The sequence below is a fragment of the Myxococcales bacterium genome, from assembly GCA_016716835.1.
Classification (GTDB): domain Bacteria; phylum Myxococcota_A; class Polyangia; order Haliangiales; family Haliangiaceae; genus JADJUW01.
On the sequence record JADJUW010000001.1, the window covers coordinates 1,885,266 to 1,899,931 of the forward strand.

13 protein-coding genes are annotated in these 14,666 nt (G+C 64.1%); 7 read left to right on the forward strand and 6 right to left on the reverse strand.

Annotation, left to right across the window (positions count from 1 at the left end; translation table 11 throughout):
- Positions 1–6: 6 nt before the first annotated feature.
- Genes IPL79_08355 through IPL79_08365 form a run of 3 tightly spaced genes read left to right on the forward strand, consistent with a single transcriptional unit; the run spans position 7 to position 5,101 of the window.
- Entirely contained in the window at positions 7–1,215 is a 1,209-nt protein-coding gene (locus tag IPL79_08355; GenBank protein MBK9070997.1) for a serine/threonine protein kinase, read from the forward strand.
- A complete protein-coding gene (locus IPL79_08360) occupies positions 1,212–4,388 on the forward strand; it encodes an AAA family ATPase (GenBank protein ID MBK9070998.1) in 3,177 nt (1,058 codons plus the stop codon). The genes IPL79_08355 and IPL79_08360 overlap by 4 nt, the downstream gene beginning before the upstream one ends.
- An 11-nt stretch (positions 4,389–4,399) precedes the next feature.
- Positions 4,400–5,101 (forward strand): CPBP family intramembrane metalloprotease, encoded by a 702-nt coding sequence (locus tag IPL79_08365; GenBank protein ID MBK9070999.1) that lies wholly within the window; start codon positions 4,400–4,402, stop codon positions 5,099–5,101.
- Positions 5,102–5,543: 442 nt separating this feature from the next.
- Here IPL79_08365 and IPL79_08370 read toward each other — a convergent pair whose 3' ends face one another.
- The 3 genes from IPL79_08370 to IPL79_08380 all read right to left on the reverse strand — a co-directional run bounded on the left by IPL79_08370 (position 5,544) and on the right by IPL79_08380 (position 7,933).
- Positions 5,544–5,981, reverse strand: a complete 438-nt coding sequence (locus IPL79_08370) for a hypothetical protein (GenBank protein ID MBK9071000.1) — start codon at positions 5,979–5,981, stop codon at positions 5,544–5,546.
- A 7-nt stretch (positions 5,982–5,988) separates the two neighbouring features.
- Positions 5,989–6,642 carry a hypothetical protein gene (locus IPL79_08375; GenBank protein ID MBK9071001.1) on the reverse strand — a complete coding sequence of 218 codons (654 nt, stop codon included), beginning with the start codon at positions 6,640–6,642 and terminating at the stop codon, positions 5,989–5,991.
- 88 nt (positions 6,643–6,730) lie between these two features.
- Positions 6,731–7,933 (reverse strand): hypothetical protein, encoded by a 1,203-nt coding sequence (locus IPL79_08380; protein MBK9071002.1) that lies wholly within the window; start codon positions 7,931–7,933, stop codon positions 6,731–6,733.
- 209 nt (positions 7,934–8,142) lie between these two features.
- Here IPL79_08380 and IPL79_08385 point away from each other — a divergent pair, with 209 nt between their 5' ends.
- Together IPL79_08385 and IPL79_08390 are read left to right on the forward strand one after the other, a co-directional pair.
- The gene (locus IPL79_08385; GenBank protein MBK9071003.1) at positions 8,143–8,373 is read left to right on the forward strand and encodes an addiction module protein; all 231 of its coding nucleotides are present in this window, start codon (positions 8,143–8,145) and stop codon (positions 8,371–8,373) included.
- Complete coding sequence (locus tag IPL79_08390; protein ID MBK9071004.1) at positions 8,370–8,678, forward strand: type II toxin-antitoxin system RelE/ParE family toxin; 309 nt, start codon at positions 8,370–8,372, stop codon at positions 8,676–8,678. Before IPL79_08385 ends, IPL79_08390 begins: the two co-directional genes overlap by 4 nt.
- A 43-nt stretch (positions 8,679–8,721) precedes the next feature.
- Here IPL79_08390 and IPL79_08395 read toward each other — a convergent pair whose 3' ends face one another.
- A complete protein-coding gene (locus tag IPL79_08395; protein ID MBK9071005.1) occupies positions 8,722–9,624 on the reverse strand; it encodes a hypothetical protein in 903 nt (300 codons plus the stop codon).
- Positions 9,625–9,784: 160 nt separating this feature from the next.
- On the opposite strand from IPL79_08395, the gene IPL79_08400 reads away from it, so the two are divergent.
- Positions 9,785–11,074, forward strand: a complete 1,290-nt coding sequence (locus IPL79_08400; GenBank protein ID MBK9071006.1) for an SH3 domain-containing protein — start codon at positions 9,785–9,787, stop codon at positions 11,072–11,074.
- Here the strand turns inward: IPL79_08400 and IPL79_08405 are convergent.
- Entirely contained in the window at positions 11,046–11,615 is a 570-nt protein-coding gene (locus IPL79_08405; protein MBK9071007.1) for a hypothetical protein, read from the reverse strand. The two genes, IPL79_08400 and IPL79_08405, sit on opposite strands and share 29 nt — an antisense overlap.
- Before the next feature lie 21 nt (positions 11,616–11,636).
- Between IPL79_08405 and IPL79_08410 the strand changes: the two genes are divergently transcribed.
- Positions 11,637–12,965: a hypothetical protein gene (locus IPL79_08410; protein MBK9071008.1), complete on the forward strand. Its 1,329-nt coding sequence runs from the start codon at positions 11,637–11,639 to the stop codon at positions 12,963–12,965.
- Positions 12,966–12,982: 17 nt separating this feature from the next.
- Here the strand turns inward: IPL79_08410 and IPL79_08415 are convergent, their stop codons facing one another.
- On the reverse strand, positions 12,983–14,551 hold the full coding sequence (locus IPL79_08415) for a thiol-activated cytolysin family protein (protein MBK9071009.1): 1,569 nt from the start codon (positions 14,549–14,551) through the stop codon (positions 12,983–12,985).
- Between the last annotated feature and the right edge of the window lie 115 nt (positions 14,552–14,666).

Sequence of the window (14,666 nt, forward strand, 5' to 3'; positions counted from 1 at the left end):
CATTTTATGGAGACCTTTGGCAAATATTCGCTGCTGCGCAAGATTGGCAGCGGTGGCATGGCCGAGGTGTTTTTAGCGCGCACCGCGGTGGCACAGGGCCTGGCCAAAGAGCTGGTCATTAAAAAGATTCACCCGACGTACGCGCAATCGCCGCAGTTCGTTGCCATGTTCATCGACGAGGCGCGCATCGCCCTGCGCCTCAATCACCCCAACGTCATTCAAGTGTTTGACTTTGGTAAAGAGGGCGACACCTACTTTCTCGCGATGGAGTTTGTCGACGGCATCGACTTGCTCAAGCTGATGCAGGCGTGCGCCGCGCACAAGCAAACCATCCCCGCCAACATCGCCGCCTATATTGCCGAGCAGATCAGCAAGGGCCTGGACTATGCGCACCGGCGCGTCGGCGACAACAACGAACCCTTTGGCATCGTCCACCGCGACATCTCGCCGCAAAATATTCTGCTGTCGTGGGACGGCGGGGTGAAGATCGTCGACTTCGGCATCGCGCGGGCACGCGACATGCACGAAGAGCCAGGCACGGTGAAAGGCAAGTACGCGTATATGTCGCCGGAGCAGGCGCGCGGCGAGATGGTCGATGTGCGCACCGACGTATTTGCCAACGGCATCTGCCTCTACGAGATGCTGACCGGACGCCCGATGTACCCCGGCCGCGGCCGCCAGGTGCTGCAGCAGGTCAAGACCGCGACCTTTCGCCCGCCCGGCGAGGCCAATCCGAGCATTCCGACCGCGCTGCAGGACATCTTGCTGCGCGCGGTCCATCAGCGCCCCGATGGGCGTTACCAAGCCGCGCGCGAGATGGGCGCGGATTTGCGGCGCTTTGCGCTCGAACATAGCCGTCACACCGGGGAGCTCATTGAATCGACGACGCTCGCGGCCTACCTCGCGCGCATCATTCCAAAACCCGACGTGGCACGCGAGGCCCCGCTGCCCCGGCGCCGCACCTCGGGTATGCCCCCGATGGACGCCGGCCCGCTGCCCCCCGCCGGCGGCACGCATGACGCCACCGGCTCGCTCGGCATGGAGGGCGCCTCGCTGCGCCGCGAATCGCGCGAGCGTAAGCACGTGTTCGTCGTCGAGGGCGGCTGCCGGATTTTGCGGCGTTTGCCCAACGCGTCGGCGCCGAGCGCGCGGGCCGATTTGTTGAGCAATTCGTCACCACCGCCAAGGATATCGTTTTCAAGCATGAGGCGATGATCGATCAGGCCGGCTTCGTCGACGGGCGCTTCATGTTGCGTGCCGTGGTCGGCGTCCCGGTCGCAAGCGAAGACGACCCCGGGCGGGCCATGCGCCTGGCGCTGGCCCTGGTCGATGCGCTCGACGGCATCGCGATCGAAAACATGCCCGAGCTGCGGCTGGCGGTGGGCGTGCAACGCGGCAACGCGACGGTGATTCGCAGCGAGCTGAGCTGGCGCTTCGAGCTCGACGGCACCACCAGCTCGTTTGCCGGCTCGCTCGCCGATCGCGCCCACGGCGCTGAGATCGTGGTCGGCGGGCTTGCCTACCAAAGCGCACGCGATGAGTGGTTGTTCGAGCCGCTCGCCACCGCGCCGCTGCCGCGCGAGCTTGGCGAGGGCCAGACCGCCCGCGTTTATTTGCTGCGCGGCCGCAAAGAGCGCGCCGAACGGCAACGCCAACGCAGCGCCGGCGCGCGCATGGTGGGGCGCGAGATGGAACTCAAGAGCCTGCGCGACACCTACCGCGACGTGCTGATTTCGCGGCAGAAACGCATGGTGGGCGTGGTCGGCGAGACCGGCATCGGCAAGCGCACGCTGGTCAATGCCTTCCTCGCCACGCTCGCGCCCAATGAAGCCACGATCATCCGCGCCGGCGCGCAGCCGTCGACCTCGATGACGCCGTATGGGCTCTTTGCTGACCTGGCGCGGGAATTCTTGGCGCTCGCCGATGGCGCCAGTTCGGCCGAGGTGGTGCGCCGCATTGAGCGCGCGGTGCCACTGGTATTCGCCGGCCAAGAGCAATCGCGCGAGGCCCGCGGCAGCGCGCAGATGCTGGCGATGCTCGTCGGTGGCGCGTTGCCGTCTGCCCCCAGCGACGAGCTCGGCATTGATGCGCAAGAGCGCCGGCATCGCCTATTTCAGCTCCTGCTGCGCGTCGAACAGCAGTTCCAGCCCGAGCGGCCTCTCATCGTCATCTTGGAGGACATGCATTGGGCAGACCAGGAGACGCTCGACATGTTTGCCGCGCTGCTGGCAGTACACACCCAGCGCCAGGTCTTCGGCATCGGCACCGCGCGCGCCGACCAGCGCATCACGCAGGCGCTGCGCAATGCCAACAATCACTCGCAGATCATCCATTTGGGCGAGCTCGACGATGCGCAACGCCGCGCCTATCTCGACGAGTTCTTCACGCCCGGCGAAGACATTTCGCGGCTCGCGGGCGAGGTCTTTGCGCGCACCGGCGGTAATCCGTATTTTATTCGCGAATCAATCGAGGCCCTCACCCAGCAGGGCGTGCTCGCGCACACGACCACCGCCGGCAGCGACAGCACCACCGGCCGGCTGGCGTGGGTTAAGCGCGGCACGCAGGTGCCGATGCCGAGCTCCATCGAAACGCTGCTGGCGGCGCGCTTTGATGGGCTCGACGCCGCGGTGCGCGAAACGCTATTTGCGAGCGCGATCTTGGGCCGCAACGTCGAGGCGGGCACCGTCGCCGCGATCACCGGGCGCGCGGCCGAGGCGGATCTAACGGTGCTCGTCGAGCATGGGCTCTTGACCAAGCGCAGCCATGCGGGCGAGCTGCGCTTCGTCAACGACATGGTGATGTCGGTCGCGTATGGCCTCATCCCGCCCGAGCAACGCGCGCGGTTTCATCGCCAGGCCGCCAGCTTTCTCCTCATGCAGGCCGCGTATCGCGCTGGCCAAGACGATGGCGTGATCGCGCGTCACCTTGAGCTAGCGGGAGACTATGTCGGCGCCGTGCAACGCTATGCCCAGGCGGCCAGCCATGCGCTGCACATGGGCGGCAACATCGATGCGCAGCGCCTTTACGGCCGCATGCTGCGCCTTGCCGACCAGGGGCATCACGAGGTGCGATTTTTGGCGCACAAGGGCCGCCAGGAAAGCCTGCGCCGGGTGGGGCAAATTAAGGATCAGCTGCGCGAGCTTGGGGCCATGGTGCGCGAGGCAGAGCTCTTGGGTCACGCCGACAAGCTGGCGATGGCGCACACCGCAGTCGCGCAATTTTATTTCGACGTGCATCGCTACGGCAAGGCCGCGCGCGCGCTGGCCGCGGCACTCGCCGCCGCCGAAGCCGGCGGCTTGGCGTTGCTTCGCGCCGACGCGATGCGGTTGTCGGCCGCCGTGCACCGCGCCACCGGCGACCTCACCAAGGCGCAAGCACTCGCCGAGGCCGCGCTCGCGCTATGCGATGGCGCTAAAGGGGGAACCGACGGGACGCCACGCGCTGCCGCGACGATGGCGCAGCGAGGTGCCATCCTCAATGGGCTCGGGATGATTCTCTCGCAGCGCGGTGAGCTGGAGCGCGCGAGCGAGCAATTTGCCGAAGCGGTGGTGATTTATCGCGGCCTCGGGCAGCAGCGGCTCGAGGCCAAGTCGCTGTGCAATCTGGCGATTTCGCTAGGCGCGCTCGGCGAGCACGAAGACGCGATCGCACAGTACAAGCTGGCGCTGCGCATCGACCAGAGCCTGGGCAATCGCTTTGGCATGGCGGTTGAACTCAATAACCTCGGCCAAGCCTATGCCCGGCTCGGCGATTTTGAGCGCGCCGAAAAATGTCTCGAGCGCGGCACGCGCCTTTGCGAACAGATTCAATTTCATCGCGGCCTGGTCGAGATTGCGTTGGCCTTCGGCGAAATCTCATATCTGCAAAACGATCAACCCACAGCGCACGCGCGTCTCGCCTCGGCGGTCGCGCAAAGCAAGATCACTGGCGACATGGCGCAGGCCGTGCGCGCACGGCTGTGGTTGGCGCTGTGCCAGGCCGAGCTTGGAATCGATCTAGCGCAGGCGCGGGACCACGTGCGTACCGCGCTTGCGGACGCCATCGCGATGCCCATGCCGTCTGGCATCGTGTTTGGCCATGCCGTCGGGGCGTTGCTCGCGGCGCTGCATCCCCTGCTCGCCGGCCGCGCCGATGCCGCCATTGTTGAAGGCCACCTCGCCGGCGTCGCGGGCGCCATCGGCAGGGCCGCGCACCTCGAGGGCCTGGAGCTTGCCTATTGGCTGTGTCGTCGCGCCGCCCATGCCATTGGCGACGTGGCGCGCGCGCGCGAATTTGGCGCCTCGGCGCGCAGCATCTTGCAGGCCAAGCTGGGGCGGCTCGCCAGCGAGCAACTGCGTGCGAGCCTCGCCGCGACGGCGCTCGCCGGCGCGATTGAAGCTCCCATCTAAGGCGCTGCACAATGGCCAAGACTAGACAACGGCCGCAGAAGTCGCCTGGGTGGCTTACGGGACAAGGCGACGTCGGCCTGAGCCTGGTGCTGATCGCACCGCTGCTGTTTATCTATGAGCTTGGCGTGCTCTTTACCTCGCATATGAACGGCGCGGATCTAGTCACGCGCCTGACCCTGCGATTGTGTGGCGGTGATCCTCTGCTCTACGTCACTATTCACTTCGTTGTGGCGTTGTTGTTTGTCGCCTGGCTTTGGCGCCGCCGAGGCGCGCACCCCTTTGCCTTTCGGGTCATGGCCATGCTGTTGCTTGAATGCGCCATCTACGCCAGCTCGATGGCGGCGGTGATTCATCTCGCGCTGGGCGCGGTTGGGCTCGGGATCACGGCGGCGGCGGAAAATCTCATCTTGGCGATCGGCGCCGGCGTGCATGAGGAGCTGGTGTTTCGCCTGCTGCTGCTCGCTGGCCTTGCGACCCTGCTGCGCCATTTCGGCGTGCGCCAGCCACTCGCGATTGCCGCGGCCTTCGTCTGCTCCGCCGCCTTGTTTGCCGCCGCCCACCATATCGGCGCGCTCGGCGAGGCGTTTTCACTGCACGCCTTCATGTTCCGCTTCGTCGCTGGGCTGCTCTTTGGCGCCATCTTTTGGTGGCGCTCGCTCGCCCACGCCGTTTACGCCCACGCCATGTACGACGTGCTGGTGATGGTATTGTGACGCGCCCGCCGCGCGCGAGCTTTTGGGAACACGCCAATACAGTCGCAGGACCACGTGTTCGATCTTCAACTATGTCGCGCCGGGGCGCTGGCCTTTTTTGGGGCCGCGGCCGGCGCATGGGCGAACCGATCTAAGCAAGATGGGCAGCGCGCGACACGGCGGGGGCTTTATCGTCGCGACTGCACATTTGATCGAATAGGGCGACGTTAGTGAAGTTCATGGCAAAATTATCGCGAAGCTGCTCGCTCACACCGTTAGCTCGCGTCGAATAGGCGCCGGGCGCGGCGTCAACTGGCCAGCGCCCCGACGCGCCATCGCAGACAGCTGCGGCTGCGAGCATTTCGCCGGCCTTCGTCTGTGACCGCATGAGGCGATGAAGCTCCGGCTTTAGGGGCTCAACTGCGCGTCACTACCTTGCCTATTCTCGGGCCGGCGATAGACACTACGGCCTAACTAACGCGTGGCGCGCGTCGGTGGGCGAGAGGCTCAGGCTGTCGACGCCGGCAAGATCCATCAGGCGCATGAGCAGCGAGATCTTGGCCGGGAGCTTGGCCACGGTGCTGTCTTGATCGCCTGCCCCGTGCAGTCCAAGGCTCTCGAGTTGGGCGGCGCCAAACGGCTTGCCCGCCACGTCCTTGACCACGGCCTTGACGCGCGCGGGTTGCTCGAGGCGGCCCAAGGCGTGGCGAAGGTCGTCGAGCTGGCGCTTGCTGACGCGCGTGGCGCCAAAGTACGCGGCGAGATATTTCGCGGTGCCGCCAATCGCTGCCAACGGCGTGCCCGTTAGCTTGGCGTCAGCAACTGGCAAGTTCGGTACCAGCAACGCGAGCTTGATGTCGGCAGCGGCAAACTGTGAGGCGCTGATCGTCGTTAGCGGCATGCCGTTGTCATTTATGAACACCCGTTCGGCGACGGTATTGGAGCCTACCTGCGTTGAGCCCTCGGCCTCGATGCGCGCGGGTGCCAATGGTGAGCTGGTGCGAGCCGCCGCCGGTATCTAAGACGGCCACCCGCGTGGCGTCATCGACGCCAAGGCCGATGAGCGCGCCCTGAAAGCCGAGCAAGGCCTCCTGCCTGCCCGCCAGCACCTTGGCGCGCACCAGCCCGAGCTCGCCGCGGACATGCGTGGACATGAACGTGCGCCCGGTGAGCATCTGCTGCTTGCGGGTCGCGGCGCTTTGCGGGCCTTTGGCATTGCGGACCGCCGCCGTGGCGATGACGGCGATTTGTTCGGGCGCGATGCCAAATTTCGCCGCGATGTCGATAAATCGGGCGAGGGTTTCTTTAGCGAGCTTGGTCTTGGGTGCCAACAGCAAGGCGTGTTGCGCCGCGCCAGCCCCCAGGCCGACCGTGATTTTTTCATCATGGACGACTGCGCCGCGTTTGTCGGTGACCAGCATCTTGAACGAGGACGAGCCCATGTCGATGGCCGCGCGATGAGCCGCCTTGGTCGGCTTGGTGGCCTTCGTCGTGTTCGCAGGCCTCGCCGCGGCAGGCCCCGCCAGCGCCATAGCCACGCCTAAGGAAATCGCGGCCGCCATTCGCACATGGTGTTGCATAGGAAGAGATTAAAGCAAATCCCATGCCGCCCCATTTGGGGTCGGTTGTCCCCACCGGAGCCCCCCTCAACTAATCGTCGGTCGGCGCCGATTCGGGCTGAACGCCGTAGAGGCCGCTGCCCGTCGCGACGCTTTCAAGCACGCGCGTTTTTATTGGCGTGGCGGCGTCCGCTGGGATCAAGTCGTCAAAGCGCTCGTCTGCGGCAAACACGTTAATGTAGTGCAGCAGCGTCATGCCGTAGATGGGGTGGTTGGCGCCGGTAATGCCCGAGTTGCCGGCATAAGCTGGCACCAAGGTCTGGGTACTCGCGACGTACCTAACCAGCGTGCCCTCGCCGTATTCCCCGGAGCGGTACAGGTATGGCAGGTTGCCATAGCCGTGTACGCCTTGCATACCGTAGCCAACGCTTGTTGGCTCATCGGTGGTGCGGGCTCGGTAACGCAGTCGTTTCTTGCCTTCGTACCCTTCGCGGGTGTCGTTTTCCCACCAATAGACGCGCTTCTCGTCTTTCAGCACCTTGTCTTGGAAGGCCTTGAGCATGATAAACGACTGCCGATCCAATACGTCTTGGGTGCAGACCGAGGTTTGCTGGTGGCAAAAATAGGCCGAGAACTCTTCGCCATTAAAGCCTATCGCGTCTTGCTTCGGCACGCCGGCTTGTTTCAATTTGGATTGAATCGCGGCCTGGAAAATAAAGCCCGAGTAAATCACGTCGCCAACCAGAATGCCTGCGGCGCCATTTTCTTGCACAAACTTACGCCCCACCGCGAGGTGCGCGAGGCCGCGATCTTCCGAAGTTGCGGTGTGGTCGGGACCAAGGCGATAGCCGCCGTATTCTTCCAAGGAAAAGGCCATCCAGTAATACGGGTCGACGCCGTAGGATGCGGCGAGCGCAGCCTTTTCGCGGTACCACTGCTTGTCGAGCAAGGGCACGAACCGCCCGCCGATGGCGACTTCGTTGGTGGCATCGAGCCAATAGCCGGGATGGCTGATGTCGAGCGGCAAACAGCGGTCGCCTTGATCGGCACACAGCTCGGTGCCCTTATCGCGATCGGCGCCGAGAGCTAGGTCTTCACATGGGATGGCAAGCAATTGCTCGGCCAATGATGGATCGCAGCTTGCGCCCGCGTCCCAGACCTCCTCGCCAAAGCAGGTATTGACGTGCGCGGCGGCGGCGGCGCAAACGTCGGTTTCGCCACAACCCGCCGCCAGCGACGCGCCAAGGCAGACGGCGGTGATTGCGATCAAACGAGAATTAGGGGTTGTGCGCATGCGACTCAACTAAGCAAACGCCGCGCCAACAATTAACCCTTTTGATTCAGACAGTTGAACAACGGCCTGGGCGGCAAATGGGGCCACGACCCCGCACATAGGACTTTTGTCCCCGGCTTGCAGCCACCAATTTGTGTGCCGCCGGCGGGAGTAGCGCGGTCCTATCTTTTGCAATGGATACGCCTCGGGCTTGCGTATAAAATCAACCGATGAGCCCCCTCGCGAAACTTCGGCAGCAAGCGCTCCTGCTATCTGAGCAAGAACGCGTCGAGCTAGCGGCGGACTTGTTAGATAGCGTCACCCCCACCGCATCCGAGTCATGGCAGGTTGCGTGGGCAGCGCTTGCCCAGCAGCGGCTGGCGGACCACCGTGCCTCTGGAACCGAGGCATCTACGTGGGAAGATGTTAGCGCGCGACTACGTACAACTATGCATAAATGACCTTCCAGTTGCGCTTCCTCGCAAGCGCGGAGCAAGAGCTGCGAGAGACTGCTCATTGGTACGACTCGCATAGCGATGGGACAGGGGTGCGATTTCGTGCTTGCATCGCCGACGCCATGAGCGCCATCGCCACATCGCCCCTGAGCTTCCGCTGCCTACCCTCGGAACCGACCGTCCGGTCAGCGCTGGTCAAGCAGTTTCCCTACGCCATCATATTCTCGATCGAGGCCGACCATATTCTCGTACTTGCCATCGCGCATACGCGCCGTCAGCCTGGATACTGGCGCAGGCAAGATGCTCGCTGACAAACACGATGAGATCCCTTGCGCGGAGCTCCCCACGTACGAGTTATAGATGCTCGAGCAGCATCGACGTGGTGTAGACGGTGAACTCAAGGCGCCGCACGGTATCAGAGCCGGCGTCGCTGGAGCCAATGTTCACCGACTTTAGGCCCATGCCGAGCAGGCCGATGCGCAAGATGGGCTTGCCCATGGGGTTTAGCAGCTCAATGAAGCCGGTGCGTTCGTTGACGTCGTCGCGCAAGCCGCGCTTCATGGCGTGCTCGTACCAGGCCAAGATGGGGTCGGCGTATTGCAGCGACATGCTGATGCGCAGATCGGGAAACTCGAGCTTGGTCGGCGTGAACTCGGCGAGGCGCTCGCTGCCATAGCGGAAGGCCTTGACCTGCTGCTTGATGCTGAACTCGGAGATCTTGTAGACGTGCGACAGCGCCATGCCATCGATGCCGAAGCGAAATTGGTTCGTCCGAAATTCGGACTGATTTTTCGGCGCCGAGGGATGCAGCGCGGTGACGGTGGGCGTGCGCAAGAACTCGGTGTCGCGCGGTTGCAGCTTCACCTTGATGTAGTTGGCCTCTTTGGAGCTGGTATCGAGCGCGGGAAACGTGGTTTCTTGGATCAGCGCATCGTAGAAGCGGTGTTCAAAGATGACATTAAAGTTGTTGTCGGCGTACAAGATGTGGCCATTGCGCGGCAGGCTGGTGCGGGCGAGCCACGAGGCTTGAATCCACGCAATGAGGCCCTTGGCGCTCGCCGCACCGAACGTTAGATCTATGGGCTTGACGTCGACACCGGTGAGCTGCTTCATGCCGAGCAGCGAGTGGCTCGAGGCATCGGCGCCTTGGGTGGCGTCGACAAAGCCGCCATCGACCTTGCGGACGTAGTTGACCGAGTCGGGCGCATCAAACTGGACCGCATAGCGCGCAATGGTTACGGATTGACGATTTAGCATCCCGGCACGCCCACGCGAAAGTATACGCAAGTGTGGGATGAATGGGGCAAAGAATCCGCACAACTCGCCTATCGCCGCGACATCTCAAGGCACGAGGTAGCGCCGGCAATGGCTGCCGCGCTACACTGGACATGTGGCGTGCCAGTTTCCCAGGCGATTAATGGCGACGGCGCTCGGCCTGTTGGTAATGGTCCTGGTCGTGGCCGCATGGCCCGGCGCCGCGGCCGCCGATCGCGTGACTGCCAACCAGGCCGCCAAGCTGCATGAAAAACCAGGCGAGTCGTCGAAGGTCGTAGGCGAGGTCGCAGCCGACGACGAGTTGACCGTGCTCGGGCGCAGCGGGCGCTGGCTCAAGGTCAGGGCGCCCGGCAAAGACCGCATCGTCGGCTGGATTACGCGCTCGAGCGTCGATGGCGACGTCGTGCCCCGCAATACGCGGCGGCGACCGTCTGTCGACCGCGGCCGCGATTCGGGGTGGACTCAAAAATCCGATCGCGTCGGCGCCGATGTGGTGCCGGACGCCCCGCCACGCATGCGCCGTGACGCCGCCGATGACTCGGGTGGCGATGGTGGCGACGGCGCTGAGTCCGAGCGCGACGAAGCGGCCCCATGGTCGCGAGAGGCCTGCGAAGACGCCGCCGAGAGCATCGAGGACTATGATGCGTGCAGCGAGCCCCCGCCGTCGCGTCTGCGTCGCCTCTTGCCGCGCAAGGGCGCGCTTGCCTTCGACGCAAACGCGGGCCTTGGGTTTGCGTCGCTGAGCTCCGCCTTTAGCTCAAATGGCACCGGGACGCTTGCGGCGTATAGCCTTGGCAGCTCGGCGATCGCGGTGGGCGCCGGGGCCGCCGGGCGCTATGCCACCAGCGATAAGCTCGCGGTCGGCGCGCGGCTTGACTACGCGCTTGCCCGCGCCGCCCCGGGCGTTGCCTTCAGCGATGGCACCACGACCGTCAACATTCCGTTTTCCATGCACACCATAACGGCGGCGGCCACGGCAGAGACTGTTGCCGGCAAGTTTGTCCTCGGGGCGCAGCTTGGCTTTCGTTTTGAGAAATTCTCCATCAGCAATGTTGAAGACTTGCAAGCCAATCTCGCCAAGCTCCCCACCGAGATTTTCTCTGGCGCCGTGCTCGCAGCGACCGCACGGCTGCCACACCTAACCGAGGTTATTGGCGCCGAGCTTGGCGCCGGGCTGCTCTTGGCTGGCTCGCGTCGCCAGACCGCAGGGCTCGAAGACGGCTTGTTCGCGAGCGCAGGTGGATTTGACCTCCACGTGGGCGGCACTTATCAGCTCGCGCGCATGCAACTGTTTGGACGGTACGGGCTTAGCCGCCGCACCAGCAATTGGAGTGGCGCGGCGCCTGACTCCACACGCGGCCATGGCGCCACGGCGGCGACGCGGACGGACTCATGGAATACGATCACCGCTGGCGTGGCCGCGCAATTTTAGTGCGTGCGTCAAAGCCGACCACCTCGACAATGTGCGCGTGATGTGGCGCGGTTGGCGTAAGATAGGCCAGCACGACCACCGACGCGCCTACTTGATGCGCCGACCAATAAAGCGCGCTCGGCGGCACCAGCTGCCATGAAGTCGCGCGCTCGCGGCTGGCCTCCGTCGGTGAGCCGTAGACGTCGATGGCGCGCTCCACCAGCGTATTCCAACGCGTCAGTGCCTTGGGCTCATCGATCCAGCGCTCGTAGCGATCGACCGCAACGAGCATTTCCGCTTGATCGTAGCTCGCGGTGGCCCATTGCACGAAATCTCGCGAGCCAACCGAACGACAGGGCTGATACGCCTCGATGCCCGACACCGGATCGCGGTCCTCCAGGCACAGGCGATGCTTGCCCAGATCACTGGCCACGAGGGCGGGTGTGCGATGGCGCACGAGCACGCCAACCGGTGGTGCGCAGGCAACCAACGCGGTGGCCGCTAGGGCGCCGAGCGCGGCGAGTGCGAGCGATCGCGTAACATTATCATTGTGCCTGGTCACGACATCTCGTAACAAACGCGTATGACAGCCATCCGCCGCGCATTGCTTGCCTGCGTCGTATCAGCCGCTAGCGCGGCGTGGGTGGGGTGCGCCGGCACGCCCGGCCCGGCCGTGGCCGCACCGGCCACCGTCGAACCAGATGATCGCTTCGTCGTCGGCGGGCGCTCGTGGTACCTCATCGGCAATGCGCTAACCGAGGGCCACGATGAGCTCGACGTCACCGTGTGGGTGCCCGCGGGGACAAAATTCGTCGACGCCTGGCTGGATGATGCGCCCGGCGTGCGCCTCACGTATGCGGAAGGCGTCTACGTGCTGCGGGGCTCGTTGGCCGCCCTTGGCGTTGACGCCACGCCCGGCGCGCACCGACTCCGCCTGGCCGCCGATGGCCGCGGCGTTGCCTTCGCCGACGTGACGCTGCATCGCAGCCACCCGCTTTATGCGCTGCTCGCCACCGACTGGGATTTTAGCGACCCAGGTGATGGCACGCTGGCGGCCCAAGACACCTTGCGCGCCGAGAATCCCGCGCTGAAAATCACGCATTTCGTGGGGCCATATACGTTTACTGATCCCGAGTTAGCTCCGGAGCGCGTCGCCACGCTGACCGCGTGGCTCGCGGCGCAGGCCGCGCTGGGCGACGAGGTAGCGCTGCACATTCATCCGTATTGCCACTTCGTCACCCACGCAGGGCTTACCTGCATTACCGACCAATCAACGGTGTATGCGGGCGGCGACACCACGGGCTACACCATCAATGTCGCGGCTTACGACCAGGCCTCGTTCGCGACGCTGCTCGACGCGGCGGATCAGCTCTTTGAGGACGCCGGGCTGGGCAAACCAACGAGCTTTCGCGCCGGCGGTTGGACGGCGGGCGCTGAGACCATCGCCGCCCTCGCGAGCCGCGGCTATGTCGTCGACAGCAGCGCGCTGAATTGGGCGCGCATGGAAGAATGGGACGGCGTTTTAAACGGCGAACTCTACCGCTGGAACGAGGAGCATTGGGGGCCGATCGACGACGTCAGCCAACCGTATTATCCAAGCGCCGCGGACCCCGCCCTCGCCACCGCGCCGACGCTCGATATTCTCGAAGTGCCAGATAACGCCATCATGGTCGACTACGTCTCGGTCACCGAGATGGTGGACATCTTGCAGGCCAATTGGCCCGGCGAGGCGCTCACCACGCCCAAGACGTTCGTATTTGGCTTTCATCCCGCAACCACCTCGGGACCGGGAAGCACCGACATCTCGCGGCTACGCGGCATCGTCGCCGAGCTGGGCGCTCACCTCGCGGCCGATGGCAGCGGGCCGATTGTCTACGAAACCATGTCGGCGCTCGCAACGCTGTCGTGGTAAGCGCGCGGCGGTGGTCCTTACAGAATCGGCGCGAGGACGACCACGGCCTTAACCAGGTTGCCGCCGCCCGACGCCATGACGTCGAATTCGCCGGACCAGCCCGAGGCACCGCCAAACGGCAAGGTTAGCGTGCCCTTGACGTTGTCATCGCCGCTCCAACCGTCCTTCTCTCTGAGGTTGACGTTGATAACGATATTGTTGCCGAGTTGCGGCACGACATTAATCGCGGCCTCGCCGAGAAACGACGTGAGCGAAGGCGTCGCCGGATACGAGTCGTATTCGTCGAGCTTCACCGCCTGGCCCGCGCCGAGGTTCCACAGCGTGACCGCCGCGCCAACACCTGTCGCCGACGCCGAGCCGTAGAGCTCGAGGCCGCTGCCGCTGTCGCTCTCATCGAGCACCGTGATCGATTTCAGGCGCACGCTATAGCGATCAGAGATCCTGTCGCAGATCTTGACGTCGTAGTCGGTCGTGACCGACATGCGCGCCGACGAGTTGTCCTTGAGATGCTTGAGCTTGTACGAGATCGGCGCCCCAGGTGATTGCTTGGAGTAGTTGCCGCCCTCGGCGATGAACTGCTTGATGCCCTCGATGCCTGAGACGGCCTGCACCGCGCTGTCGCCACTGCCACCGAGGACAAAGGCGTGGATGCGGCTCTCCTCAAGCGCGTGCTTCTGAGCCAACGTGAGATCGACACCAATTTGTGTCCCAGAGTTAAAAGCAACGCTGAGGGCCGCGGCGATTTCGGTCGACGACTTCTCTGACTCCAGGGTGAACACCACCATGCGCCCATACGTCACCGAGGAAACCATGAGCGGTGGATTCTGCGGCGTAAAGGCCGCCTCCACGTCGGCGAGCGTCACCGTCGATGACAGCACCGCGCTAGGGGTCGACGGTTCGTCGATATCGATCGTGTAGTAGGCCTGCACGAATTTTAGCAGGTAGCGGCTCTTAACATGTTCTTTGTTGAAGTCAAAGCCCGCCTCGACCGAGCCCGTGCCCCAATCGACGCTGGCATCGAGCGCAATCGAGAGCTGATCGCGCGAATGGACCTCGTCGAGCTGAAAATCAATTTGGGCTGGGGTCGCCCCGGTCACATCCGCCTCCAAGATGCGTCCAACCGCATCGCGCATCGTCGACAGCGATGGCGCCTCGATGCGGGCGGATTTCGCGCCATCGAGGTTGGCGAGGCTGACCGACACCGTCATGGGACGGCGCGCCATCACGACCTGCGAGAAGAGCCCGCTGTAAACCGAATCGCCGGCGACTAAGGCGCCGGGCCACATAGACTCCGAGTTGGCGGCATAGGCGACGATTTGATCGTATTGGCCGGTCTCGCTGTACTTCTCGGTGCGGCATTGGTAATCGCCGTCAAGCTCTGTCGACGCGTCCCCAGACGGCGTCGCGGGCGACTTCGGATCGGCCGGGAGATAGGGCAGGCCGTCGATATATGCGTCGATGGCATCGGCTTCGGAGTTTGTATTGGCACAACCCGGCCCGGCGGCGGCCGTCATGGCCAAAATGGCCACACCGGCGGCGGTAGTAACCACGCGGCTGCTTACCCAGGGACAGATTTTATTGCTCATGTGGTAGTTCCTTGCACGCCAGGTGCCAAACTTATCTAGTTGAATTTATTGAAAAATCATTAAGTTATTGCGGGGACTGCGCGCCTCAGTCGGGCTGCAAGTCCCCAGCTAGCTG